Annotated in this window: 23 protein-coding genes; 14 read left to right on the top strand and 9 right to left on the bottom strand. The window is 58.9% G+C overall.

The genetic code is table 11. The features are described 5' to 3' along the window. The first annotated feature begins 247 nt into the window (after positions 1-247). Positions 248-1,207, top strand: a complete 960-nt coding sequence (locus tag HMPREF2888_RS00425; protein WP_371326259.1) for a heme o synthase — start codon at positions 248-250, stop codon at positions 1,205-1,207. Positions 1,208-1,266: 59 nt separating this feature from the next. Here the strand turns inward: HMPREF2888_RS00425 and HMPREF2888_RS00420 are convergent, their stop codons facing one another. From HMPREF2888_RS00420 to mptB, 5 genes are all read right to left on the bottom strand, one after another. Beyond that, positions 1,267-2,238, bottom strand: a complete 972-nt coding sequence (locus tag HMPREF2888_RS00420; protein ID WP_061922346.1) for a quinone oxidoreductase family protein — start codon at positions 2,236-2,238, stop codon at positions 1,267-1,269. 135 nt (positions 2,239-2,373) lie between these two features. Further along, positions 2,374-3,378 carry a COX15/CtaA family protein gene (locus HMPREF2888_RS00415; RefSeq protein ID WP_061922350.1) on the bottom strand — a complete coding sequence of 335 codons (1,005 nt, stop codon included), beginning with the start codon at positions 3,376-3,378 and terminating at the stop codon, positions 2,374-2,376. 271 nt (positions 3,379-3,649) lie between these two features. Next, positions 3,650-4,411, bottom strand: a complete 762-nt coding sequence (locus tag HMPREF2888_RS00410) for an ABC transporter permease (RefSeq protein ID WP_061922353.1) — start codon at positions 4,409-4,411, stop codon at positions 3,650-3,652. Between the two features lie 9 nt (positions 4,412-4,420). Then, positions 4,421-5,350, bottom strand: a complete 930-nt coding sequence (locus HMPREF2888_RS00405; RefSeq protein ID WP_061922357.1) for an ABC transporter ATP-binding protein — start codon at positions 5,348-5,350, stop codon at positions 4,421-4,423. Between the two features lie 6 nt (positions 5,351-5,356). Beyond that, complete coding sequence (gene mptB / locus HMPREF2888_RS00400) at positions 5,357-7,084, bottom strand: polyprenol phosphomannose-dependent alpha 1,6 mannosyltransferase MptB (protein WP_070432911.1); 1,728 nt, start codon at positions 7,082-7,084, stop codon at positions 5,357-5,359. 148 nt (positions 7,085-7,232) lie between these two features. On the opposite strand from mptB, the gene HMPREF2888_RS00395 reads away from it, so the two are divergent. The 12 genes from HMPREF2888_RS00395 (at position 7,233) to HMPREF2888_RS00340 (ending at position 18,825) form a co-directional block, all read left to right on the top strand. Further along, positions 7,233-7,916 carry a helix-turn-helix transcriptional regulator gene (locus tag HMPREF2888_RS00395; protein WP_061922363.1) on the top strand — a complete coding sequence of 228 codons (684 nt, stop codon included), beginning with the start codon at positions 7,233-7,235 and terminating at the stop codon, positions 7,914-7,916. A 16-nt stretch (positions 7,917-7,932) separates the two neighbouring features. Further along, the gene (gene sufB, locus HMPREF2888_RS00390; RefSeq protein ID WP_061922366.1) at positions 7,933-9,378 is read left to right on the top strand and encodes a Fe-S cluster assembly protein SufB; all 1,446 of its coding nucleotides are present in this window, start codon (positions 7,933-7,935) and stop codon (positions 9,376-9,378) included. After that, entirely contained in the window at positions 9,379-10,560 is a 1,182-nt protein-coding gene (gene sufD, locus HMPREF2888_RS00385; protein WP_061922369.1) for a Fe-S cluster assembly protein SufD, read from the top strand. 29 nt (positions 10,561-10,589) lie between these two features. Continuing rightward, entirely contained in the window at positions 10,590-11,348 is a 759-nt protein-coding gene (gene sufC, locus HMPREF2888_RS00380; protein ID WP_061922373.1) for a Fe-S cluster assembly ATPase SufC, read from the top strand. An 8-nt stretch (positions 11,349-11,356) separates the two neighbouring features. Continuing rightward, positions 11,357-12,601, top strand: a complete 1,245-nt coding sequence (locus HMPREF2888_RS00375) for an aminotransferase class V-fold PLP-dependent enzyme (RefSeq protein ID WP_061922377.1) — start codon at positions 11,357-11,359, stop codon at positions 12,599-12,601. Further along, positions 12,601-13,050, top strand: a complete 450-nt coding sequence (gene sufU, locus HMPREF2888_RS00370; protein ID WP_061922380.1) for a Fe-S cluster assembly sulfur transfer protein SufU — start codon at positions 12,601-12,603, stop codon at positions 13,048-13,050. The genes HMPREF2888_RS00375 and sufU overlap by 1 nt, the downstream gene beginning before the upstream one ends. Beyond that, positions 13,051-13,458 (top strand): metal-sulfur cluster assembly factor, encoded by a 408-nt coding sequence (locus HMPREF2888_RS00365; protein WP_061922383.1) that lies wholly within the window; start codon positions 13,051-13,053, stop codon positions 13,456-13,458. A gap of 122 nt (positions 13,459-13,580) precedes the next feature. Next, the gene (locus tag HMPREF2888_RS00360; RefSeq protein ID WP_061922386.1) at positions 13,581-15,212 is read left to right on the top strand and encodes an ABC-F family ATP-binding cassette domain-containing protein; all 1,632 of its coding nucleotides are present in this window, start codon (positions 13,581-13,583) and stop codon (positions 15,210-15,212) included. A gap of 53 nt (positions 15,213-15,265) precedes the next feature. Next, positions 15,266-16,204: a nucleoside hydrolase gene (locus HMPREF2888_RS00355; RefSeq protein ID WP_061922389.1), complete on the top strand. Its 939-nt coding sequence runs from the start codon at positions 15,266-15,268 to the stop codon at positions 16,202-16,204. Positions 16,205-16,310: 106 nt separating this feature from the next. Continuing rightward, the gene (locus HMPREF2888_RS00350) at positions 16,311-17,060 is read left to right on the top strand and encodes a hypothetical protein (RefSeq protein ID WP_061922391.1); all 750 of its coding nucleotides are present in this window, start codon (positions 16,311-16,313) and stop codon (positions 17,058-17,060) included. Further along, entirely contained in the window at positions 17,057-17,740 is a 684-nt protein-coding gene (locus HMPREF2888_RS00345; RefSeq protein WP_061922394.1) for an energy-coupling factor transporter transmembrane component T family protein, read from the top strand. The genes HMPREF2888_RS00350 and HMPREF2888_RS00345 overlap by 4 nt, the downstream gene beginning before the upstream one ends. A gap of 20 nt (positions 17,741-17,760) precedes the next feature. Beyond that, entirely contained in the window at positions 17,761-18,825 is a 1,065-nt protein-coding gene (locus HMPREF2888_RS00340) for an ATP-binding cassette domain-containing protein (protein ID WP_168162312.1), read from the top strand. On the opposite strand, the gene HMPREF2888_RS00335 is transcribed toward HMPREF2888_RS00340, so the two are convergent. Together HMPREF2888_RS00335 and HMPREF2888_RS00330 are read right to left on the bottom strand one after the other, a co-directional pair. After that, positions 18,826-20,190, bottom strand: coding sequence for a PFL family protein (locus tag HMPREF2888_RS00335; protein WP_061922400.1), 1,365 nt, complete (start codon positions 20,188-20,190; stop codon positions 18,826-18,828). Positions 20,191-20,192: 2 nt separating this feature from the next. Further along, the gene (locus HMPREF2888_RS00330) at positions 20,193-20,462 is read right to left on the bottom strand and encodes an ACT domain-containing protein (protein ID WP_049062390.1); all 270 of its coding nucleotides are present in this window, start codon (positions 20,460-20,462) and stop codon (positions 20,193-20,195) included. Positions 20,463-20,500: 38 nt separating this feature from the next. On the opposite strand from HMPREF2888_RS00330, the gene HMPREF2888_RS00325 reads away from it, so the two are divergent. Continuing rightward, the gene (locus HMPREF2888_RS00325) at positions 20,501-21,169 is read left to right on the top strand and encodes an SDR family oxidoreductase (protein ID WP_061922403.1); all 669 of its coding nucleotides are present in this window, start codon (positions 20,501-20,503) and stop codon (positions 21,167-21,169) included. A gap of 5 nt (positions 21,170-21,174) precedes the next feature. Here HMPREF2888_RS00325 and HMPREF2888_RS00320 read toward each other — a convergent pair whose 3' ends face one another. Both HMPREF2888_RS00320 and can read right to left on the bottom strand, forming a co-directional pair. Further along, positions 21,175-21,747 (bottom strand): TetR/AcrR family transcriptional regulator, encoded by a 573-nt coding sequence (locus HMPREF2888_RS00320; RefSeq protein WP_061922406.1) that lies wholly within the window; start codon positions 21,745-21,747, stop codon positions 21,175-21,177. A 154-nt stretch (positions 21,748-21,901) separates the two neighbouring features. After that, positions 21,902-24,718 (bottom strand): aconitate hydratase, encoded by a 2,817-nt coding sequence (gene can / locus HMPREF2888_RS00315; RefSeq protein ID WP_210386687.1) that lies wholly within the window; start codon positions 24,716-24,718, stop codon positions 21,902-21,904. Between the last annotated feature and the right edge of the window lie 106 nt (positions 24,719-24,824).

Genomic DNA, 24,824 nt, shown 5'->3' with positions numbered 1-24,824 from the left:
GCGACACTGGGGACGCCCCTTACTTTGTGGATCGGTTGATTATTGACCCCTCAAGTCTAGATGTTTTGATTAACGGGTGGTGGATTGTCACGGATTGTGGTGGATTATCTAAAACGGTCCAAGAAACTGTAGGCTGGCATGGTTAAGAAGCCTTGGTTAAAGGCGGGGGAACTTTCTAACCCCCGAAGCCGACAACTAATTTGCGGCCATAACCAGGCGGCCACAAAAAGTTACCCCGCGCCAGATACTGGAGGAATATTCCTTGGAGACGTTAAAGGCCTATTTTGCGCTGACGAAGCCGAGGATCATTGAGCTTTTGCTAGTCGCTGCAATTCCGGCGATGCTCCAAGCGCAGCGTGGTGTTGAATCCGTCACGGATAACTTCTGGCTAATCCTTTCCACCATCTTCGGCGGCTGGATGGGCGCTGCGGCTGCCCACACCTTCAACAATGTGGTGGACTATGAGATTGACCAGAAAATGCAGCGCACCCGCGCCAGGCCGCTCGTGCGTGCGAGTATCTCGCGCCGCAATGCTGCCATCTTTGCGTTGGTGATGTTGGCGCTTTCGGTCTTCTGGCTGGGCGTTCTGGCGCACTCCTGGCTGGCAGCGTTCTTCGTCATCCTGACTAACTTCTTCTATGTCTTCGTCTATACGAAGTTTTTGAAGATGCGCAATTCCCAAAACATCGTCTGGGGCGGCCTCGCTGGCTGTATGCCGGCGATGGTGGGTTGGGCAGTAATCCGTGACAATGCCCCTGCTGGTGAGCCCGATAAGTGGTGGCAGGCCATCGTGCTGTTCCTTATTATCTTCTTTTGGACACCGCCACATACGTGGGCACTGGCAATGAAGTACAAGGAGGACTACCGCAAGGCAGGCGTTCCGATGCTTCCGGTAGTCGCCCCTGAGGTCGAGGTAACCCGCCAGATTGTCTGGTACACAGTCGGTACGCTCATCGTGACCTTCCTGATCATCCCTGCTGCCTCGTGGATCTACTTGGTGGCTGCAGTTGGTTCCGGCGCCGTCTTCTTGTGGATTGCCATTGCACTCCACCGCGGCGTCAAGCAGGGCGAAAAGGTCAAGCCCATGCGCTTGTTCATCTACTCCAACAACTACCTGTCGGTCTTGTTCATCGGCCTATCTATCGACGCCGTGCTGGGCTGGGAATCCATCGGCAGCATGCTTGGCTGGTCGACGGCCTGGTTCTAACACAATCAGCCAACTTGGTGGGCCAGAAGGTGAACTAGAACAAGCGGCAATAAACTAGCCTAGTTATCCTCGCGCACTCTTAAGACGATAGAACCGGTGGTCTTGCGCTCTTGGAGATCGCGATGGGCCTGTGCTGCTTCTGCAAGTGGGTAGGACGCTGAGACGTTGAAGACTACGTCGCCGTCGGTTACCGCCTGAACGACTGCTTGGGCGCGCATTTGGAACTCGCCTTCTTGGGAGGTCCATGCACCCAGAGAAGGCCGAGTCAAAAAGATCGAGCCGTGCTTGTTGAGCAGCTGTGGATCCATCGGAGGAACCGGACCGGAGGCCGCGCCAAAAAGTGCCACGGTGCCGCGTGGGCGCACCACTTCGAGCGACTCCATGAAGGTATCCTTGCCGACGCCGTCGTAGACAACGTCCACACCGAAACCACCGTTGAAGCGGCGAACCTGCTCAGCAAGACCTTCGCCGTAGCGGAACACTTGGTCAGCGCCAGCCTCGTATGACAAGGCTTCCTTTTCATCGGTCGAGACTACCGTGTAAACCGTGGCACCGGCTGCCTTAGCCATTTGGGTGAGGATAAGCCCCACGCCTCCTGCGCCTGCGGTGATAAGGCAGGAGGCGCCCTCGCCGAGCTGGTACACGCCATTCGCCAGGTAATGAGCGGTCATTCCCTGCAGGAGCATGGAACCGGCTACCTCAGGCGGGAAGTCATCGGGGACCGCAACGATGCGGTCGCGCGGCACGCATACTTGCTCCGCATAGGAGCCGAAAGCGTGGTCCCAAGCCACCATGGTGCCCTCGGCGATTTCGCCCTTTGGATCGTGGACCACGCGACCAGTGCCCTCGAGGCCGAGGATGAAAGGAGGCGTGGCGCTGTAGATGCCTTCGCGGTAATAGGTGTCGATGTAGTTGACACCGGCCACGATTACGTCGACAAGCAGCTGATCCTCGGTAGGCGTGGGTGCCGAAGTCTCTACATACTCGAGGACCTCTGGGCCACCTTTGTGGTTGACCTGAATTGCGTACATGCTTCAAGGCTATCGCAGCTACTCGCATACATGCAGGAAAACCGCTCCACCGAACGGCACCAAGGCCAGTTCGAAGAGGTGGAGCGGTTCCGCGGAAGACTGTGAGGGCTCGGGAGTCTATATCCTTTTTGAGCTTTACTTAGCTAGTGCTGCCTGCCGCGCAGCGAATTTTTCTTCGGCTGCTGGGGAGCCAGTTTTTAGGCCCGCTGTGCCGTTGACGCGGCGAACACCATGCGCCCATAGGAGAGCGGTGAATGCGGTGACTACGGAAGACATGCCGATGTGGATTGGCACCGTCCAGCGCGGGATGTGCATGTAGAACTGGGCGACGCCGATACCCCATTGGATGAGAATGCAGGCGATGAGCATCCACGCGGCCTTCTTGACCAAAGCTGGTGCTTGAACGCGGTAAAGCATGAAGACCACAATGACGGTGAGGATCAGGTAGGCGTACATGCAAATCGCATGAGCCACGGCCATCATCTCGGTATCGACGTTGAGGCGCCCTTCCATGCCGACGCCATCGTCGCCAGAGTGGACACCAGAGCCGGTGACCATGGTGCCGGTGGTGAGAACCACGGCGAGGGCAATGGATGCCATCGCGGCCAACACGCGGATGGCCTGCGGGAAGATCTGGGTACGCACGCCGTCGTCAGGCTCAAGGATGCGGGAGTAAAGCATTGCAGCCAACCAGACGAGAACCATCGATGGCAGGAAGTGCAGCGCCACGGCCCACCAGTTGAGCTTCAATAAAACGGAGATGGCGCCGATGATTGCCTGAACCACGATGCCGGCCAAGTTCAACCACGCGTAAACCTTCAACTCAGTGCGGCGGCGCGCCATATGCATCGCCATGATGGCAGCCACTGCGGCGGCCGTGACGACGAAGGTAAGTAGGCGGTTACCGAACTCGATGAGTTGGTGGATCCACGGTGCTGCGCCGGAGAGAGGAACAAGCGAGCCCGGGTGGCACTCGGGCCAGGTGATGCAGCCAAGGCCGGAACCAGTAACGCGCACAATGGCGCCGGATACGGTAATGCCGCCTTGGCAGACAAGCAGAATCATCGCGATGAAACGCTGCGCCTTGATGGCGGGCGTCGCCTCGCGGAAAAACGTAGATACTTTGTTACCGGAATTCACGTTAAAAAGACTACCGCTCGGACAGGCTCGGAACGAAACCCCGAATGCCTGCGGGAGCGAAAAAGATAAAAGTCACATTTGCTGCCAGAAATGGAACTTTTTCGCGGTTGCATTTCGCAGTTTCCAAATGGTGAGGTCGACTTGGTGAGGTGAGGCTACACCAGTCTCAGCGCAATACTCGGGTCACAGCTGTTACGGGGTGACCTCACCATTTGCAGATGTGGGCCCTCACCAAACGGTTCAAGCCCGCGTGGTGCAGTCAGGTGCGCGATTAGCCCTCGAAGCGGAACCAGCGCACCGCTGCGAAGGAGGCGGCGCCGGCCCAGGCGAGGAGCACGAGTAGTTCCTGCCAGGGGAGGGTGTGGTTGAGGGCGTCGGCAAGCGCGCTTGCCATCGCGACCGTGGGCACCACGGTAAGGATGCCGTCATTGCTCAAGCCTTGGGTGTACATGGCCCAGCCCACGACTCCCATCAGAATGAACCAGATGAGGTTCGCAACCGCGAGGACTACCTCGGAACTTAAAGTACCGCCGAGGAGCAGGCCGAGCGCGGTGAAGGCGCACACGCCCAGGATGAGGGTGATAAGCCCCAGCAAGATGCCGCCAAGGCTAGCCCGAAGGCCAAGCAGGAAGGCAACGCCGCCGAGGACGAGGACTTGGACCGCGACCATTGAGAAGACAGCGGCAATCTTGCCCACGATGATGGTCCAGGCCGGGACGCCGGAGGCGCCAGTTCGCTTCAGTGCGCCGTAGCGGCGGTCAAAGGCCAGCGCAATGGCTTGGCCGGTAAAGCCGGAGCTTGTGGCCGCCACCGCCAAGACCATAGGGAATATTTCCTTCAGGCCGTGGCCGGTAATGTGCTCCATCCGTGCCGCGCCAATCAAAATGGCTAGGGGAATGACGATGCTGAGCAGTTGCTGCTCACCGTGGCGCAGCATGAGTTTGGACTCGATTAGGCCCTGAGCTCGTGCCATGGTCCAGACGCTGGCACGCTGCGGGTGAGGCTGAAAGGTTCCCGGTTCGAAACGCGTCATGATTACTCCTTAGCTGCGCAGCTCGCGGCCGGTGATGTCGAGGAAGACGTCCTCAAGGTTGCGGTGGGTGGTGTCCAGGTTGCGTAAGGTAACGCCTTGCTGGGCAAGCTCCTGGGCCAGGCGGGCGATGACGTCTGGGGTAGCCGGGGTTTCCACGCGGTAATGCAGTGGGCGGGTGGCCTCAGTGGGCAGCCCTGCCGCGTTGAGCGCGTTAAGGTCCACCTCGGTGGCTGTCTCGAAAGTGATGAGCGGTGAGCCCGTGGATTCCATGAGCTCTGCCGTTGTACCCTGCGCCACCATGTGCCCGTGGTCCACGATGACAACGTGGTCAGCCAAAGCCTCGGCCTCGTCCATCAGGTGGGTGGTCAGAACGGTGGTTACTCCGTCATTGCGGAGCGCGCGGATGAGATCCCACACGGCCAAGCGGGATTGGGCGTCGAGTCCTGCAGTTGGTTCATCGAGGAAGACCAACTCCGGGCGGCCGATGATTGCCAGCGCTAGGGACAGGCGCTGTTGCTGGCCACCGGAGAGGCGCCGATAAGTGTTTTTCTCCACTCCTTTAAGCCCCAGCTGTTCAATCAGCCAGTCGGGATCGAGCGGGTTTGCACTGTACTTGGCGCTGAGCTGTAGCATCTCGCGTACGCGGATGCCAGAGTAGGAACCGCCGCCCTGGAGCATGATGCCGATGCGCTCGCGCACGGCGTCGGGATCGGTGCTGGGATTAAGGCCCAAGACGCGGATGCTTCCCGACGTCGGCTTCTTAAAGCCCTCACACATCTCGATGGTGGTGGTTTTGCCGGCGCCGTTAGGTCCAAGCAGGCACAGCATCTCGCCGCGTTCTACGCGGAAGCTGAGCCCGTCGACGGCCCGTTTATCGCCGTAGGACTTGACCACGTTGCTGAGCTCTAGCGCTGGTGCTCCATCGAAAGTTGCATTCACGAGTGCCTAGTTTAGGACACTGATTCGCGAACGGCGTAATAGCACCATCCACAGTCCCATGACCACGAGATAAGTCACGATAGCTGCGGTATAAATGACCACGATTGTGCCGGGCGGTAGGCCAAGGCCGCGAGGGAGCACGAAGAAACTCATCGCCGCAGAATATATAACCACCGTGATCCGGAAGATGAGACGGTTGGCCCACGCCGCCAAGGGCAGCACGGCCCACAGGATGTACCACGGGTGGACCACTGGGAAGAAGATGACCAGCACCAAGGTGGCGATGCCGAGGCCGCCTACCGGGTGGATGCTGCCACGATATGTGGCTAGCAACATACGCAGCATGAAACCGGCTGCGATGATAACACCGATGGTACGGGTGAAAGTGAGGATGGCGTCGGTGTGATCGCCCAAACCTAAGAGCATTCCGAGGAAGCCAGCACTGACGCCGACTGCAGTACTAGAGGACAACCACGAGCGGATGGATGCTGCGCCGCCTTGCCCGGTTATCCAGCCAAGCCCGATTCCGGAAGTCAGCGTGACAAGGGCAATTGCGGCCAACAGGATGAAAAACTGCAGGGCGACGGCGCTACCGATGGCGCGTGGGGTGGAGTATCCGCGGCGGATGAATAGCACGCGGGCGAGCGCCATTCCAACGAATCCCAGCCCGATGAAGCCCGTAACCTTGACCATTCCGGCGCATGAAATGAGCAATCCCGAGCATAAAAAGTACAGCCACGCCGGAGCGCCGCCTAGGCAGTCGACGCCGCGCAGGCCGAGCTCGACGCCGACCAAGGCCAATCCCAACATGACCGATTCATTGTGGATGCCGCCTACCAGGTGCAACGTGGTCAGCGGGTTGAGGATGCCCAACCACAGTGCGGACTCGGGCGAGACTCGACAACGGATAGCCAACTGCGAGATGGCCCAGCCGGCGGCGATTATGCCGGCTAGCGAAAGCAGCCGGTGTGCGATAACCCCCAAGATGATTGAATTGCCGGTGAGCAGGCTGACTATCCCGGCCAACCCGAGTGCGACGGGGCCATAAGGTGAGGGCGAGTTAGCCCAGATGAAGGGGACCGAGCGAGCCAAAGGATCGGCTGAACCGAGGAGCTCCACCGGGCCCCCAGAGTATGGGTCGAGGCCCTGGGTGACGATGGAGCCGTTGGCCAGATAGGAATAAATGTCCTGGGTAAAAAGGGGCGCAGTGAAAACAAGTGGGATAACCCAACCAGCCCAGGTACGCCAGAGCTGGCTTTCAGTAACCAACCGGCGCGGCCGCGAATGCTCGCCATTGCTTTCGGTGTTGCGGAGAGGCGTTCCAACAAACGGGGCCATGAGCACCCATGCGGTGACCATCAGGCCTACGCCGCAGAAGACGAGGGCAGAAGCCGATTGCAACATGCGCGACATCAATGAGCCGAAGGGCACGTTGTCATAGGGGTTGCCTACTACGGGCAGTGCGCCGGCCCCAAGGCCGCCGACGGCGATGAGGATGGCACCCAGCGTGCCCATCCATCGCAGCACAAAGAAGGCACGCAGCTGGGCGATGGTGGTACGCGGGCGAGCGGCGTCTTCATCTGGCAGAAGGTCGTAGAGTGCGCCGGGCAGGGAGCCGGGTGCATCTTCGCTATTTCCATCGGCATGCAGCTGCGCGGAACGCGATCCCGCACTGCCAAGACGCGGGAGATCCTGGCGGATACCCGTGAGGAAAGCAGTGAGGCGTTGTTTCATAAATGTTTACTCTAGCGGGCCGCCAATTGGCTTGGGGGTGAGGGCTCGCCACGCCGGGTACCTGCGTTGGTGGAAATTGGGAATGAATTAGGGAACACTAGTGTTGTCTAAAAATAGTCGTTCGCTTTCAAGACGGGAGGTGTAGCAGATGGTCCCAGAAAAGGAGACCAGGACCACTGAAGGCGATACCCGCCGCCAGGTCATGCTTCTCCTCCTTAAGGATGGGCCGGTTACGGCCTCGTATCTTGGCGAGCGCCTAGGTCTTTCGGCCGCCGGTATCCGCCGGCACTTAGACATTCTGGTGGAAGAAGAGCTCACGGAGGTGGTCCAGCGTAAGTCGCTCGCGGCTGGCCGCGGCCGCCCCGCCAAGCATTTCCGCCTCACAGACCGCGGGCGTGCACAATTCGGGCATGCCTACGACGCGCTGGCTTCCGATGCCCTGAACGCCCTAAGGGCGGCAGGTGGAGCCGAGGCCGTGCGCAGTTTTGCAAAGGCCCGCTTTGAAAAGCTCCTTGAGGACGTGCACCCGCTTATCGGGGAAGATGAGTCCGTAGAGGAAGTGGCCCAAAAGTTGGCTGCTGTCTTGGACGAACATGGCTATGCCGCGACCGTCAACAGTGCCGGTTTTGGTGTGCAGATTTGCCAGCACCATTGCCCAGTCGCCCATGTGGCTGCAGAGCATCCGGAACTATGTGAGGCTGAACAGGAAGTCTTTTCTGCCCTGTTAGGTAAACACGTGCAGCCCTTGGCTTCTATTGCAGATGGCCATGGAATCTGCACCACAAACATCCCCTTGACACCGGTTAACCAAGACCGGGAAACAAAGCATTAGACGAAAGGAGCGGGTTATGACTCAGGCACAACCGGCGCCAGGCCTCGAGACCAAGATGAGTGATGACGAGATCATCTCTTCCATCGGTGGTTACGAGTACGGCTGGCACGATTCCGACGAAGCGGGCCAGGCAGCTCACCGAGGACTCAGCGAGGACGTCGTCCGCGATATTTCTGAGAAGAAGAACGAGCCGGAGTGGATGCTGGAATCCCGTCTGAAGGCGCTGCGCATCTTTAACAAGAAGCCGGTTCCAACGTGGGGCCCGGATCTCTCCGCTATTGACTTCGACAACATCAAGTACTTCGTGCGCTCCACTGAGAAGCAGGCGCAGACCTGGGACGATCTTCCTTCTGATATCAAGGAGACCTACGACAAGCTGGGTATCCCGGATGCAGAAAAGAAGCGCCTGGTCTCCGGCGTTGCTGCGCAGTACGAGTCTGAGGTTGTCTACCACAAGATTCGCGAGGACCTGGAGGCCCAAGGCGTTATCTTCGTCGATACCGATACCGCAGTGCGCGAGTACCCGGAAATTCTCCAGGAGTACTTCGGCACCGTCATTCCGGCTGGCGATAATAAATTCTCCGCGCTGAACAATGCCTGCTGGTCCGGCGGCTCCTTTGTCTATGTTCCAAAGGGCGTGCACGTGGATATTCCGCTGCAGGCATACTTCCGCATCAACACCGAGAACATGGGCCAGTTCGAGCGCACCCTCATCGTCGTTGAGGAGGACGCTTATGTTCACTACATCGAGGGTTGTACCGCTCCTATCTACAACTCCGATTCTTTGCACACCGGCGTTATCGAGATCGTCGTGAAGAAAGGCGGCCGTTGCCGCTACACCACGATCCAGAACTGGTCCACCAACGTCTACAACCTGGTTACCCAGCGCGCAAAGGTGGAAGAGGGCGGCACCATGGAATGGGTCGATGGCAACATCGGTTCCAAGGTCACCATGAAGTACCCGTCTTGTTGGCTGACCGGCGAGCATGCCAAGGGCGAAGTTCTCTCTCTGGCTTTCGCTGGCGAGGATCAGGTCCAGGACACCGGTTCCAAGATGCTGCACATGGCTCCGCGTACCTCCTCCAACATCGTGTCTAAATCCGTCGCCCGCAACGGTGGCCGCGCGGCTTACCGCGGCCTGGTGCAGGTCAACGCGAACGCATCCAACTCCACCGCGAACGTCGAGTGCGACGCATTGCTCGTGGACAACAATTCGCGTTCCGATACATACCCGTATAACGACATCCGTAATGACCACGTGACCTTGGGCCACGAGGCAACGGTGTCCCAGGTTTCCGAAGAGCAGCTGTTCTACCTCATGTCCCGCGGCATCGCGGAAGAGGAGGCAATGGCGATGATCGTGCGCGGCTTCGTGGAGCCAATCGCGAAGGAGCTTCCGATGGAGTACGCCCTCGAGCTCAACCGCCTTATTGAACTGCAGATGGAAGGATCGGTGGGCTAAGTGGTCGCATCTAACGAATTCAATCCGGCTGACGTCACCAAGGGCGATCAGTTCACGTCTTTCAATGTGGAGGACTTCCCAGTACCGCACGGTCGCGACGAGGTTTGGCGTTTTATCGCCCTGCGTAACTTGCGTGGCTTGCACAACGGCGAGTTCGCTCCGGCGGTAGCGCAGAAGATTGCTGTCAGCGCACCGGAAGGCGTTAGCTCCGAGACCGTCGCTGCCGACGATTCCCGCCTAGGCAAGGCAGGTGCTCCTGCAGACCGCGTTGCAGCCCAGGCATGGTCTTCCATGCCAGAAGCGCAGTTGGTCACCATCGATGCTGAGGCTCAGCTGGATAAGCCAGTGGAAATCACCATCACTGGCGCGGGTGAGGGCGTGACCTCCTTCGGTGCAACCTCCATCCAGGTGGGCCACCATGCAGAGGCCACCGTCGTGCTCAAGTATGTCGGTTCCGGCACCCACGCTGACAACGTTGAGTTCATCGTCGGCGACGGCGCCAACGTCACCGTTGTTGTCGACGCTGACTGGGAAGACAACGCGGTACACCTGGGCCACCAGGTTGCCTCCATGGGTCGAGATTCTGTTCTGCGCCACAACACCGCCATCTTCGGCGGCGAAATCGTGCGAATCGTTCCACGCGTTGCCTTTACCGCTCCAGGCGGCGACGCAGAGATGCTCGGCGTCTACTTCGCCGATGCAGGCCAGTACTTCGAGAACCGCCTGCTCGTTGACCACTCGGTACCGAACTGCCGCTCCCGCGTGTTCTACAAGGGTGCGCTGCAGGGTGAAACCCATGCTGACGGTTCCGCCGAGTCTGGCCGTGCTGAGGCGCGCACCTGCTGGGTTGGCGACGTACTGATCCGCAAGGATGCCACCAACACCGATACCTATGAGACCAACAACAACCTCATCCTGACTGAGGGTGCTCGCGCCGATGCGATCCCGAACCTGGAGATCCAGACCGGCGAAATCGTGGGGGCTGGCCACGCCGCAACCGTTGGCCGCTTCGACGACCTCGAGCTGTTCTACCTGATGTCCCGCGGTATCCCGGCTGCAGAGGCACGCCGCCTTATCATCCGCGGCTTCTTCTCCGAGGTCATCTCCCGCATTCCAGTTGAGTCCTTGCGCGAGGATCTAGAAACCCGCGTCATTGACGAGCTCGAAAAAATCAACGCCTAGAAACAATCCCCGAAAGCAGGTCTAACTCAATGTCTACCCTGGAAATCAAGAATCTCCACGCGCAGGTCCTCCCGAACGAGGAGGACGGTGAGGCCAAGGAAATCCTCAAGGGCGTCAACCTGACCATCAAGTCCGGTGAGACCCACGCCGTCATGGGCCCGAATGGCTCCGGCAAGTCCACCTTGTCCTACGTCATCGCTGGCCACCCGAAGTACGAAGTAACCGAGGGCGAGATCCTGCTCGATGGCGAAAACGTCCTTGAGATGGAAGTTGACGAGCGCGCACGTGCTGGCCTCTTCCTGGCCATGCAGTACCCAACCGAGGTTCCGGGCGTGAAGATGGCGCAGTTCATGCGCTCTGCCGTCACTGCTGTGCGCGGCGAGGCTCCGAAGCTGCGCGAATGGAACAAGGAGCTTAGCGAGGCACGTGAGAAGCTTTCCATCGATAAGTCCTTCGCACACCGTGCCGTCAACGAGGGCTTCTCTGGTGGCGAGAAGAAGCGCCACGAGGTTATGCAGCTCGATCTGCTCAAGCCAAAGTTCGCAATCATGGATGAGACCGACTCCGGCCTGGACGTCGATGCTCTGCGCGTTGTTTCCGAGGGCATCAACCGCTTCCAAGAGGAGACCAACGGCGGCATCTTGATGATTACCCACTACAAGCGCATCCTCAATTACGTGAAGCCGGACTTCGTCCACGTCTTCGCCAACGGCCAGGTCATCAAGACCGGCGGCGCTGAGCTGGCTGACCAGCTTGAAGAGTCCGGTTACGACCAATTCGTTAAGTAAGAAGGACAATGTCTAACTTCGACGTTTCTGCCATCAGGGAGCAATTCCCGATCCTGAGCCGCACCGTGCGCGACGATAAGCCGCTGGTGTACCTCGATTCGGGAGCTACGTCCCAGCGTCCGCTGCCAGTGTGGAAGGCGGAGGAGGAGTTCGTACTGGGCACGAATGCTCCGGTCCACCGCGGTTCCTATCAGCTGGCGGAGGAGGCGGACGACGCTTACGAGTCTGCTCGCCAAGCCATCGCGGCTTTCGTGGGCGCTGATCGTGATGAGATTGCTTTCACCAAGAACGCAACTGAGGCTCTCAACGAGGTTGCCTACGTGCTTTCCGACGAACGCGCAGGCGATCTGTACGTAGGCGAGGGCGACACCGTGGTCATTACCGAGCTGGAGCACCATGCCAATCTCGTGCCATGGCAGGAACTGTGTCAGCGCACCGGTGCGCAGCTGAAGTGGTATTCCATGACCGAAGACGGGCGCATCGATCTCGACTCCCTCGAGCTCGATGATTCCGTCAAGGTAGTGGCTTTCACCCATCAGTCCAACGTCACCGGCGCGGTGGCCGACGTCGACGAGCTGGTGCGCCGCGCCCGTGAGGTCGGCGCGTTGGTCGTCCTCGACGCCTGCCAGTCCGTGCCACACATGGCAGTGGATTTTCACGCGCTCGACGTCGACTTCGCTGCGTTCTCAGGCCACAAGATGTGTGGTCCGACCGGCATCGGTGCCCTGTACGGAAAGGCTGAGCTACTGGAAAAGCTCCCGCCTTTCCTAACGGGTGGCTCGATGATCGAAATCGTGAAGATGGATGAGACCACCTTCGCCGCGCCGCCGACTCGCTTTGAGGCGGGCACTCAGATGACCAGCCAAGTAGTTGGTCTTGGTGCGGCGGTGAAGTTCTTGTCTGAAATCGGCATGGACAATATCCATGCGCATGAGCAAAAACTCACCGCCCGCGCTCTGGACGGCCTGCAGCAGATCCCTGGCCTGCACATCGTGGGTCCGAAGGATACCGAAAGCCGCGGTGGTGCGGTCTCGTTCGTCGTCGATGGTGTGCACCCGCACGATCTGGGCCAGGTCCTAGATTCCCACGGCGTCGCGATCCGCACCGGCCATCACTGCGCGTGGCCGCTGCACCGTGCAGGCAACGTCAATTCGACTGCGCGCGCCAGCTTCTACCTCTACAACACGGAGGAAGAAGTAGATAAGCTCATCGAGGCCGTCAAGGCAGCACGCGAATTCTTTGGAGTGGAGTAATGAATCTAGATTCGATGTATCAGGACGTCATCCTGGACCACTATAAGAACCCGAAATTCGCGGGCTTGCGTGAAGGACAGGCCGAGGTTCACCACGTCAACCCATCCTGCGGTGACGAGATCACCTTGCGCGTGAAGCTTTCGGAGGACGGCAAGACCGTAAAGGATGTTTCCTACGACGCCGAGGGCTGCTCCATCTCGCAGGCCTCCACCTCCGTCATGGCGGAGGAGATCGTGGGCAAGTCCTTGGATGAAGCGCGCGCGAAGCTCGACGAGTTCGAAAAGATGGTCACCTCCCGCGGAGAAATCGAGGGCGACGATGAGATCATTGGAGACGGTGTTGCTTTCGGCGGCGTCGCCAAGTTTCCCGCCCGCGTCAAATGCGCTTTGCTCGGATGGAAGGCCTTTCAGGCCGCATCCATGGAAGCACTCAATGAACTGGAGAAATAAATGTCTGAACCAGTAGATCCATATCAGGATTCCAACGCCAATTTTTCCGGCAGCGGCGAGCGTCCACCGCAGACCGAGGAGCAGATTGCCAAGGCGTTTGATATCACCGAGTACATGCGCGACGTGATTGACCCAGAGCTGGGCATCAACGTCGTGGACTTGGGCTTGGTCTATGATGTCTGGCTCGAGGACGTCGACGGCAAGGAGACCGCCAAGATCAACATGACGCTGACCTCGCCGGCGTGCCCGCTGACCGATGTCATCGGCGAGCAGGTCGAGGCGGCTGTTGTGGGCAATAAGCTTGCCGACGCCGTCCAGATCAACTGGGTCTGGATGCCGCCATGGGGCCCGAACATGATCACCGAGGAAGGCCGCGAAATGTTGCAGGCCCTAGGCTTCGCAGTCTAGGCGAGCAATTTAAACTTCCACATCTTGATAAGTCCCGCTGCCGAATGGCCGCGGGACTTATCTTGTTTTCTGGTTTTGGCTCAGCTATGACCTGTTAGCGCCGGTTGATAGACTGATTCCTCGTGATTGTGACCAATGATTTCGAGGTGCGCGTGGGCGCACGTACGCTTCTCGACGCCCCTGGCCAGCACCTGCGTGTGCAGCCGGGCGACCGCATCGGGCTGGTCGGACGCAACGGTGCGGGCAAGACGACCACCATGCGCATCCTGGCAGGGGAGACCGAGCCCTATGGCGGGTCTGTCACGCGTTCCGGCCCCATTGGTTACCTGCCACAGGACTCCCGCGAAGGCAATATCGAGATCACCGCCCGTGAGCGCGTTCTCTCCGCCCGCGGTTTGGACGAGATCAAGCGCCGTATGGCAAAGCAGCAGGAGCTGATGGAGACTGCCACGGATGAGAAGTTCCGTGACAAAGCCATCCGCAAATACTCCCGCTTGGAGGAGGAGTACCACTCGTTGGGTGGCTACGAAGCAGACTCCGAGTGCGCGCAGATTTGCGATAACTTGGGCCTGCCGCAGCGCATCCTCGACCAGAAGTTGAAGACCCTGTCTGGCGGTCAGCGCAGGCGTGTGGAGCTGGCGCAGATATTGTTCGCGGCTTCGGCAGGCTCTGGTAAGTCCCAAACCACCTTGCTGCTGGATGAGCCAACCAACCACTTGGATGCTGACTCCATTACGTGGCTGCGCGGATTCTTGTCCAAGCACGAGGGCGGCCTCATCATGATTTCGCACGATGTGGATCTGCTTGAGGCAGTCTGCAACAAGGTATGGTTCCTTGACGCGGTGCGCGCTGAAGCAGACGTCTACAACATGGGCTTTAAGAAGTACCTGGATGCGCGCGCTACCGATGAGGCACGTCGCCGCCGTGAGCGTGCCAATGCGGAGAAGAAGGCTTCCGCCCTGCAGAAACAGGCGGCGAAGCTGGGTGCCAAAGCCACCAAGGCTGCTGCGGCTAAGCAAATGCTTGCGCGCGCCGATCGCATGATGAACGAGCTCGATGAGGTGCGCGTGGCCGATAAGGTTGCCTCCATCAAGTTCCCGGAGCCGGCGCCGTGCGGCAAGACCCCGATGAACGCGAAGGGCCTTACCAAGATGTACGGCTCGTTGGAGGTCTTTGCTGGCGTCGATCTCGCCATTGACAAGGGTTCCCGCGTGGTTGTTCTCGGTTACAACGGAGCTGGTAAGACCACGTTGCTGAAGCTGCTTGCGGGAGTAGAGCGCACCGACGGTGAGGGCGGCATTGTTTCCGGCCATGGTCTGCGTATCGGCTACTTCGCGCAGGAGCACGACAACATCGACCCGAACAAGACCGTGTGGGAGAACACCATTGAAGCCTGCCCGGACGCAGGCCAACAGGATCTCCGTGGCCTCCTCGGTGCCTTTATGTTCTCCGGCGACAAGCTGGAGCAACCCGCCGGTACCTTATCCGGTGGTGAGAAGACGCGTCTTTCGCTTGCAACTCTGGTTTCCTCGCGCGCAAACGTCTTGCTGCTGGATGAGCCTACTAACAACTTGGACCCGCAGTCGCGCGAACAGGTCCTGGATGCGCTATCCACTTACACCGGTGCGGTCGTCCTGGTCACGCACGACCCTGGTGCGGTTAAGGCCCTAAAGCCGGAGCGCGTGATCATCATGCCTGATGGCGACGAAGACATGTGGAGCGACGAGTACATGGAGATCGTCGAGCTAGCCTAGTTCGTTGGCCTATTCCACACCAAGGTTAAAAGGACCTATAGAGAGGAAAGCAGATGGCAGCACGCAAGGTCTTTATCGATTGTGATCCAGGCATTGATGATGCCTTGGCCCTGCTCTATCTCGCGGGGCTGCATCACGCCGGCGAGATTGAGCTGGTGGGAGTGACTACCACGGCCGGCAACGTCGATGTTTCGACCACCGCACGCAATGCTGCTTTCATCTTGCAGGTCTGCGGGCTGGGCGGCGTTCCCGTTGCGCCGGGCCATCCCGTCCCGCTCGAGGCGGAGCTGGTGACCACACCTGAAACTCATGGCGCTGCCGGTTTGGGTTATGTCAGCGCGCCGAAGTTTGAGCCGCACCACGATTGGCGCGAGCTTTGGCAGGCCGCAGCCGACGCCCGGGCCGAGCTCGTCGTCACCGGCCCGCTAACAAACGCCGCCTTGGCCGGCACTTCAGGATTTTCCAAGGTCAGCGTTATGGGCGGCGCGATTAACTATCGAGGCAATACCACACCCACGGCCGAGTGGAATTTCTGGGTGGACCCGCATGCGGCACAGCAATTCTTTGATGCTCTCCAGCGCGAAACAGTCAACGCTACCTTGTGCTCTTTGGAGGTCACCGAGCAATTCCTCATCGATCCACCACGCCTGGAGGCGCTGATGAAGGAGTTGGGGGAGCACCCCGTGAAGGCGCACCTTCCGGAGATCCTCCGTTTTTACTTCGAGTTTCACCGCGCGCAGGGCGAGGGATACCAAGCACAAATCCATGACCTTTTAACGTGCATGATTGCGCTCGAGCGCGTGGACTACCTAAAGCAAGAGACCACCGTGGCGGTCGAAGCGGATTCACAGTTGATGCGAGGAACCAGCGTCGCGGACTTGCGTGGGCATTGGGATCTGCCGCATAATGCGCGGCTCGTGCAGGCCGTGGATATCCCCGGCGCGCATGCTGAGTTTCTTCGCGCCGCGCGGATTTTGAGCAAGCACGCCTAGTCTGCCTATTATTGGTGCGTTGCCCGAGGTGACATAGGGCATTAAATCCAAAGCAGATCCGTTTGCTTTTCCTTCTTTCATTTCTTTTATCTGGAGAATTCTTTTTATGTCACAGTTATCTCTAACGCCTGCGCGCAAGGCTATGGTCCTGGCCGGCGGCCTTTTGGTTGCAGCGACGTGGATTTATCTGGTCCTCGTGCGTCCGACCTCTTGGGAATCAGTAGCCGGTTCGACCGAGGCACTCATTACCTTGGGCGGCTATGTGGGCGGTGCCGTGTTTTTGTTGGCAGGCACATTGCCTGTTCTTCCAGCCCGTACTATCGCGATCATTCCAGTAGCTCTGGTCTTAAACATCGTGGTAGGCGAGATCATCGGTTCTATCGGAGTGCCTTTGTATTTGGACGCGGTCGGCACGATCCTCGTAGCCGCTCTTGCCGGGCCAATCGCAGGCCTTGCCACGGGCACGTTGTCTTCGGTGGTGTGGGGACTCATCAATCCCGCAGCACTTCCGTTTGCGGCCGTTTCTGCAGCTACTGGGTACCTTTCCGGGTGGGCTATTTCCCACGGCGCGTTTAAGAAGTGGTGGCGCGTTGTTGCTTCTGGTGCTGTTATCGGCATCATCTCCGGCATGCTTGCGGCACCGGTTGCGGCTTTCGTTTATGGAGGAACAGCCGGCCTGGGTACGGGCGCTGTGGTCTCGCTTTTCCGCGAGTTGGGAAACTCTCTACTCGCATCGGTGACGTTGCAGTCCTTTATCTCCGATCCGCTCGATAAGATCATCGTGTTTTTGATCGTGTGGGCCACCGTCAAGGCATTGCCCAAGCGCACCCTGGAATCGCTGCGCCCTCAGCTATGATTCATCCCGCAACTATCTTCAGTGCGGCCGCATCAACGTGGTTTCTCGTCGTGGCGATCAACCAGCCCTGGCTTAGCTTTGTGCTGCTTAGCGTATGGCTTATATGCGGCACCATCTGGTCACGCTCCATCTCCGTGGTAGCGACCACCGCGGTATTGGCGCTTCCCGCTGCCGCCTCGATGGTGCTTATCCATGCGCCCTATGGTGATAATCGCCTCGCGCCCTTTTTAACCAGTGACGGGCTGTGGCTTGCAGCTAAGCTTTCGCTGCGATTCGCCACGCTCATGGGATGCATCCTCGCTGCAGCGGCAGCACTAAAGGTAAGTGACGTAGCCAAATGGCTGCAAACCTCGCGGTTTGGACACAAGGCCGCATATGTTGTGGGGGCGTCGCTCCAATCATTGCCGCAGGGTGCTGCAACGGTGGCCGCAGTACGCGATGCTAACCGCCTCGCCGGGGCGAAGATTCACTTGGGCAATGTTGCACCCCGTGTCATCATTCCGGTCATCGCACGCTTGCTTACCCAAGGCGCAAGCCGCGGGCATGCGTTGGGAGCCATTGGCTTCGATACCCCGGGCAAACGTACAGTGCTGGTCCCCGTACCAGATAGTAAGTTCCAGCAAGTATTGCGCTGGACCTTGCCAGTATTTAGCATCTTGGGAGCGGTGATATGGAGCTAAAACCTGGTGAAATCCACACCTTGAGGGTCGCTTTTGAGGAAAACGCCGATGAAGTGGCACAGGAACTCGCGCGGGAGTTAGGCGTAAATACTGTCATTGGTTCCTTTGCGGCTGCGCACGTTACTTTTCTGCGCGATACCGTGCGTGAGGAACTGGCTTTGGCCTTGGAGAACCAAGGCAGGCAGTGCGAGGAGATGGCCCAGCGTGTTGACGCCACGCTTGGCGATGTCGACCTTGATGGCACCCGCAATCCCGCCACGCTGTCGGGCGGTCAAACGCGTCGGCTCGCACTGGCACAAGTCGCCATCGCGCGACCGGAAATCCTGATTATTGTTGAGCCATGGGCCGGCCTAGACGCGCATTCCCGCGAACGCATCGCGGCCTACTTAGGAAAGTTGGATCAAACAGCCGTGGTGTTGGTCGAGCACGAGATGCAGATGCTCGCGCAGGACGGCCAAGAACTGGAAGCGATTGTTCCGTCTGGTGAGGCAATCGTTCTAGACGGTATTCAAGCCAAGCGCGGTGGCAGGCGCAGGCGGTGGTGGAACCTGAAACCTGTGGACTCCAAGCTTTTCACGGTAGGGCCGGTGGATTTGCGGTTGCAGCACGGCGCCGTGCTGTGGCTGCGCGGCGACAACGGCTCCGGCAAGACCACGCTGTTGCGCGCGATGGCCGGCCTCGACGGAAATGCTCCTGTGCATGCGAGCACATCGCTGGCTTTACAGTCGCCGCTAGATCAGATTATTGAACCCACCATCGCCCAGTGGATCGGGGAAGGGACTCTACCCGAAGAACTCTTGAGCCAGCTTTCCGCCGAGATTGCCTTCGATGATCATCCGCTGGACGTCTCTATGTCCCAGCTACGCGTAGCACAGATTGCCCACGTGGTGGCGCAGGGGCGCGAGGTCGTGATGTTGGATGAGCCAGACACGCTTCTCGACGCCCGGGGCACAACGTGGGTGCACCGGCTCATGCACCACGCTTTAGCAAGGGGAGCAGCCCTCGTGGTGACCTGCCATGAACCTCGTTTCGTAGAAGAAATTGCGGCTTATGCGCAGGTCACCTCTCTAGCTCTACGCTGCTGATTAATTTCGGAAGCCGTGGACCGGTGCCGGGATAAAGCCGCCGCGATTGACAAACGTAGAGTTGCCCACGGTGTTGACCGGGATGACCGGAGCGTATCCGAGCAGACCACCGAAGTTGACTTCGTCGCCAATCTTGGCACCCGGTACTGGAATAACGCGGACCGCGGTGGTCTTATGGTTCATCACACCGATGGCGGCTTCATCAGCAATCATGCCGGCAATAGTTGCCGCAGAGGTATCGCCAGGAAGCGCAATCATGTCGAAGCCGACCGAGCAGATTGCGGTCATGGCTTCCAGCTTGTCCATGGAGATGGCACCGGAACGCACTGCGTCGATCATGCCCTTGTCCTCGGAGACCGGGATGAAGGAACCCGAAAGGCCGCCGACGCGGGAACACGCCATCATGCCGCCCTTCTTCACTGCGTCGTTAAGCAGCGCCAGCGCGGCGGTAGTGCCGTGCGTGCCGACCTGGTCAAGGCCCATGTGCTCGAGGATGTGTGCCACTGAGTCGCCGAGCTCGGCCGTCGGTGCCAGGGAAAGGTCAATGATGCCGAAGGGAACGCCAAGGCGCTCGGAGGCCATGTTGCCCACGAGCTGGCCAGCACGCGTGATCTTAAACGCGGCCTTCTTGACCTCCTCGGCAACCTGATCCAGGGTGGCACCCTCGAGGTTGCCCAACGCACGGTCAACCACGCCGGGGCCGGAAACGCCCACGGAAACCACGCAATCCGGTTCCTCGATGCCGTGGAAGGCACCCGCCATGAACGGGTTGTCGCCCACGGAGTTTGCAAAGACCACCAGCTTGGCGCAGGCGATCGCCGACTGATACTTGGTCAGTTCGGCGGCCTCCTTGATGACCTCGCCCATGCGCTTGGCGGCATTCATGTTGATGCCCGCGCGGGAGGACGCGATATTTACGGAGGAGCACACGAGCTCCGTGGTGGACAGTGCCTCAGGGATCGAATTGATGAGCTTCTTTTCCGCGGTGGTGGCGCCCTTTTCCACGAGAGCAGAGTAGCCGCCGACGAAGTTGACGCCGGTCTCAGCTGCGGCACGGTCCAGGGCCTTGGCTACCTCGACCGGGTTGCCGTCGACACCAGCCACGATCAGGCTGACCGGGGTCACCGAGATTCGCTTGTTCACGATCGGGATGCCGAGCTCTTGCTCGATGCCTTCGCAGACTTCCACCAAGTGCTTGGCTCGCTCGGTGACCAAGTCATAGACAGCCTGTGCTGTAGCGTCCATAGAAGAGCGCGTGCAGCTAAGCAGCGAGATACCCATGGTGACGGTACGGATATCGAGACGGTACTTATCGATCATCTCGATCGTGTCGAGGATACTTACGGTATTAAAGCGATTGAGCATATCTAGATCTCGTTCATCGCTGTAAACAGCGCCTCGGATTGAACACGGATGGACTGGTTGATGTCTTCGCCCACCTTATTCATGCGCTCTTGAATCTGTTGGATCGAAACCTCAGATTCATCAAATTCCACGCGCAGAATCATGGTGAAGAAGCCAGACATCAAGGTCTGGGAGACGTCAACGATGTTGACTCCAAGTTCAGCGAGACTGGTTGTAACAGAAGCGATAATTCCGGTGCTATCCGCACCGGTAACAGTCATAATGGCAATCATGGATTAAATTCTATCGCTCTTCACGTACGGTGGGGGCCATGACTTTGACGAAAAAGAAAGTACTTTACATTGGCGGACACGGAAAGGTCGGTCTGCTTGCCACCCCGAAGATGCTAAAAGTGGGCCACAACGTTCATTCGCTGATCCGCTCCGAGTCCCAAGTGGAGGAGATTGAAAACCTAGGCGCTACCGCAGTGCTGAAGGACATCACAAAGACCAGCGCCCAAGAATGGGCTGAGCTTTTCGCGGACTTCGACACCGTGGTGTGGGGTGCCGGTAACGGCGGCCGTGGAGGCGCAGACCTTACCTGGGCTGTAGATCGCGATGGCGCAATGGCAACTATCGACGCCCTAGAGCTGCTCAAAGCAGAGGGCAAAAAGGTACCTGATTACGTGATGATCTCCTACGTTGGCGCAACGCACAACGAGACCGATCCCAATGATGAGTCTTGGTACGCCTACGTTGAGTCAAAGAAGGCAGTAGACAACCGCCTGAATTCTTCTGAACTGAACTATGTCATCCTCGGCCCATCTGCGCTTACGGAAGAGCCAGCGGGCGGCATCGAGGTAATCGAGGATACGAATCCTCACGGCCAGACTAGCCGTGAGCTGGTTGCCGAGGTGATTACTGAAGTTGTTGGCCGCGAGAGCCTTCCGGCTAGCCCGTTGGCCTTCATCGATGGCGAGAATCCAGTCAGCAGCATTTAAGCCGGCTAGGCACCCGCTTTATCTTTACGGATGGTTTGCTCCACGAGGTCTAGCACAGCTCTAAGACCAGCGTGGTCACCGAGTGCTAGGCGGGAAATGAAGCCATCCATGAAGGTCTCGAGGTAGAGCACCAACGTGTCCACGCTGACGTCGTCGCGCATGCGACCTTCCTCAGCGTTGGACTGTAGGCGGGCACGGACTGCGTCGGAAAGCACCGATTGTTGGTCCACCCACCGCGCGCGGAACGAAGGATCGGTCCGCAGCAGCGATGAGATCTCCAACCGAGTAGCCAGCCAATCGTGGCGCTCTGGGTGGCGGAGCATCTCACTCATTACTTCGACCAAGCCGTTATTCGCAACGACCTCCGCCTGGCGGGCAGCGTCTTCACGCGCCAGCGCCAAGAACAATGACTCTTTGTCGCCAAAGTGGTGGAAGATGGCGCCGCGGGACTTGCCCGTGGCCTCTTCTAGAAGGCGGACCGTAGCTCCCTCGTAGCCATGCTCGGCGAAACACTTGCGTGCACCAACGAGGATGTCATGTCGACGTCGGTTGAGCTCAGCATCACTCACGATGGGCATAGAAAATCCGTTTCTTCTAGATAGCAAGTTAGAAATATTTAGTTCTAACCGGAGCTTGGATTCCCCCGGTCAAGTCTAAAAGGGGGACCGCAAGATAACTTGCGATCCCCGCTCTACCTAGGGTTTTACCTAGGAATTAGATGGTGTGAAGACCTTAAGCCTTAACCATCTGGCGCAGCACGTACTGCAGGATGCCGCCGTGGCGGTAGTAGTCGGCCTCACCCGGGGTATCGATGCGGACCTTAGCGTCGAACTCGACGGACTCGCCAGACTCCTTGGTAGCGGTCACGTGAACCGACTTCGGGATGCCACCCTCGTTGAGAGCGGAGATGCCTTCGATGTCGAAGGTCTCGGTGCCATCCAGGCCGAGGGACTCGTGGGACTCGCCCTCCGGGAACTGCAGCGGGATAACGCCCATACCAATGAGGTTGGAGCGGTGGATACGCTCGAAGGACTCGGTAATGACAGCCTTGACGCCAAGCAGGTTGGTGCCCTTAGCAGCCCAGTCACGGGAAGAACCGGTGCCGTACTCCTTGCCAGCGATAACAACCAGCGGAATGCCAGCTGCTTTGTAGTTCTCGCAAGCGTCGAAGATGAAGGACTGCGGTGCGCCTTCCTGGGTGAAGTCGCGGGTGTAGCCACCAGCAACGTCGACCAGCTGGTTCTGCAGACGGATGTTGGCGAAGGTACCACGCATCATGACCTCGTGGTTACCACGACGGGAACCGAGGGAGTTGTAGTCCTGACGCTCAACGCCGTTTTCATCCAGGTACTGAGCAGCAGGGGTGCCCGGCTTAATGGAGGAAGCAGGGGAGATGTGGTCGGTGGTGACGGAATCGCCCAGCTTGGCAAGAACGCGAGCGCCCTTGATGTCCTCGACTGGGGTCGGCTCTGCCGGCATGCCGTCGAAGTACGGTGCCTTGCGGATGTAGGTGGAGTCGTCGTTCCAGTCGAAGGTCTCGCCCTCTGGCACATCGAGGGAGCGCCATGCATCGTCACCCTTGAAGACGTCAGCGTAGTCAGCCTCGTAGAGCTCGCGGGAGATTGCCTTCTGGATGGTGTCCTCGATCTCCTCGGAGGAAGGCCAGATGTCCTTCAGGAAGACATCGTTGCCGTCCTGATCCTGACCCAGAGCCTGGGTGTCGAAATCGAAGTCCATGGTACCAGCAATAGCATAAGCGATAACCATGATTGGGGAAGCCAAGTAGTTCATCTTGACGTCCGGGGAGATACGTCCCTCGAAGTTACGGTTACCGGACAGGACTGCGGTTGCAGCCAAGTCATGCTCGTTGATGGCAGCGGAGATCTCCTCCGGAAGCGGGCCGGAGTTGCCGATGCAGGAGGTGCAACCAAAGCCGGAGAGGTAGAAGCCCAGAGCCTCAAGATCTTTCCAGAGGTCTGCACGCTGGAAGTAACCGTCAACAACCTGGGAACCCGGTGCACAGATGGTCTTAACCCATGGCTTGGAGGTCAGGCCCTTTTCAGCAGCCTTGCGGGCGATGAGGCCAGCGCCAACCATGACGGATGGGTTAGAGGTGTTGGTGCAAGAGGTGATAGAAGCGATTGCAACCATGCCGTGGTCCAGGGTGTACTCGCCGCCATTAGGGGAGGTGACGGTAACTGGGTTGGACTGACGGCCGGAGCCACCCTTGGCTGCGGACTCGCCGTGACCCTCACGGGAGTTGTTCAGACCGCCGGTGACGTCAACGAGTGCCTCGTCAGCGTCGCCCTCGGAGGTCATGCGCTTTGCCTCAAGGGAGGACTCGTCAACGACGACGTCGCCAGTTGCGTAGGTAGGCAGATCCTTACGGAACTGCTCCTTAGCCTCGGACAGCAGGATGCGATCCTGTGGGCGCTTTGGACCAGCGATGGAAGGAACAACGGTGGACAGGTCCAGCTCGAGGTACTCGGAGTACTCTGCCTCTGGAGCGTCCTGCTCCAGCCACATGCCCTGCGCCTTGGCGTAAGCCTCGACGCGCTCGATCTGCTCCATTGGGCGACCGGTGAGCTCGAGGTACTTGATGGTTTCCTCGTCAATCGGGAAGATTGCGGCGGTGGAGCCGAACTCTGGGGACATGTTGCCGATGGTTGCGCGGTTAGCCAGCGGAATGGACTTAACGCCATTGCCATAGAACTCAACGAACTTCTGGACAACACCGTGCTCGCGGAGCATCTCGGTGATGGTTAGAACGACGTCGGTTGCAGTAACGCCGACTGGGATCTCGCCGGTCAGCTTGAAGCCGACAACGCGCGGGATAAGCATGGAGACCGGCTGGCCGAGCATTGCAGCCTCAGCCTCGATGCCGCCAACACCCCAGCCCAGGATGCCCAGGCCGTTTTCCATGGTGGTGTGGGAGTCGGTACCGATACAGGTATCTGGGTATGCGACACCGTCGTTGTCGAAGACGACGCGGGACAGGTACTCGATGTTGACCTGGTGGACAATGCCGGTTCCCGGTGGGACAACGCGGAAGTTGGAGAAGTTCTCAGCACCCCATCGCAGGAACTGGTAGCGCTCCTGGTTGCGCTCGTACTCAATTTCAACGTTCTTCTCGAGCGCTTCTGCGGAACCGAAGGCCTCAACGATAACGGAGTGGTCGATGACCATCTCTGCCGGGTTCAGCGGGTTAACCTGCTCTGGCTTGCCACCCAGAGCGGAGATTGCCTCACGCATGGTGGCGAGGTCGACTACACACGGAACACCGGTGAAGTCCTGCATCAGCACACGTGCCGGAGTGAACTGGATCTCGGTGTCCGGCTCAGCGGACGGATCCCAGTTAGCAAGTGCGTTGATGTGATCCTTGGTTACATTCTTGCCGTCCTCGTAGCGCAGCTGGTTCTCAGCAAGCACCTTCAGGGAGTAAGGCAGCTTCTCCAGGCCAGCGACTGCGTTGATGTCAAAGTAGTCATAGGACTTGCCGTTGACGTCAAGAGTCTTCTTGGCACCGAAGGAGTTTAGGCTTTCAGTCACAGGGAGCTCCATTCCTTGTTTGTCAGAACAAAAGTTCATGGTTTCCAGCTCTACCGCCTTAAAGGTAAGCCGCCACTTTCCATGTTCACATATATGGTTCACATAT

The sequence above is a fragment of the Corynebacterium sp. HMSC077D03 genome (assembly GCF_001808545.1).
Taxonomy (GTDB): Bacteria; Actinomycetota; Actinomycetes; order Mycobacteriales; family Mycobacteriaceae; genus Corynebacterium; species Corynebacterium simulans.
Note: the sequence above shows the minus strand (reverse complement) of the source record. Positions and strands in the feature narration are given on the sequence as shown.

Coding starts and splice junctions, on each gene's coding strand:
- HMPREF2888_RS00420 (WP_061922346.1), bottom strand. CDS start 2,238: ATGTACGCAATTCAGGTCAACCACAAAGGTGGCCCAGAGGTCCTCGAG.
- HMPREF2888_RS00410 (WP_061922353.1), bottom strand. CDS start 4,411: ATGACGCGTTTCGAACCGGGAACCTTTCAGCCTCACCCGCAGCGTGCC.
- mptB (WP_070432911.1), bottom strand. CDS start 7,084: ATGAAACAACGCCTCACTGCTTTCCTCACGGGTATCCGCCAGGATCTC.
- HMPREF2888_RS00395 (WP_061922363.1), top strand. CDS start 7,233: ATGGTCCCAGAAAAGGAGACCAGGACCACTGAAGGCGATACCCGCCGC.
- sufB (WP_061922366.1), top strand. CDS start 7,933: ATGACTCAGGCACAACCGGCGCCAGGCCTCGAGACCAAGATGAGTGAT.
- sufC (WP_061922373.1), top strand. CDS start 10,590: ATGTCTACCCTGGAAATCAAGAATCTCCACGCGCAGGTCCTCCCGAAC.
- HMPREF2888_RS00375 (WP_061922377.1), top strand. CDS start 11,357: ATGTCTAACTTCGACGTTTCTGCCATCAGGGAGCAATTCCCGATCCTG.
- sufU (WP_061922380.1), top strand. CDS start 12,601: ATGAATCTAGATTCGATGTATCAGGACGTCATCCTGGACCACTATAAG.
- HMPREF2888_RS00365 (WP_061922383.1), top strand. CDS start 13,051: ATGTCTGAACCAGTAGATCCATATCAGGATTCCAACGCCAATTTTTCC.
- HMPREF2888_RS00355 (WP_061922389.1), top strand. CDS start 15,266: ATGGCAGCACGCAAGGTCTTTATCGATTGTGATCCAGGCATTGATGAT.
- HMPREF2888_RS00350 (WP_061922391.1), top strand. CDS start 16,311: ATGTCACAGTTATCTCTAACGCCTGCGCGCAAGGCTATGGTCCTGGCC.
- HMPREF2888_RS00345 (WP_061922394.1), top strand. CDS start 17,057: ATGATTCATCCCGCAACTATCTTCAGTGCGGCCGCATCAACGTGGTTT.
- HMPREF2888_RS00335 (WP_061922400.1), bottom strand. CDS start 20,190: ATGCTCAATCGCTTTAATACCGTAAGTATCCTCGACACGATCGAGATG.
- HMPREF2888_RS00330 (WP_049062390.1), bottom strand. CDS start 20,462: ATGATTGCCATTATGACTGTTACCGGTGCGGATAGCACCGGAATTATC.
- HMPREF2888_RS00325 (WP_061922403.1), top strand. CDS start 20,501: ATGACTTTGACGAAAAAGAAAGTACTTTACATTGGCGGACACGGAAAG.
- HMPREF2888_RS00320 (WP_061922406.1), bottom strand. CDS start 21,747: ATGCCCATCGTGAGTGATGCTGAGCTCAACCGACGTCGACATGACATC.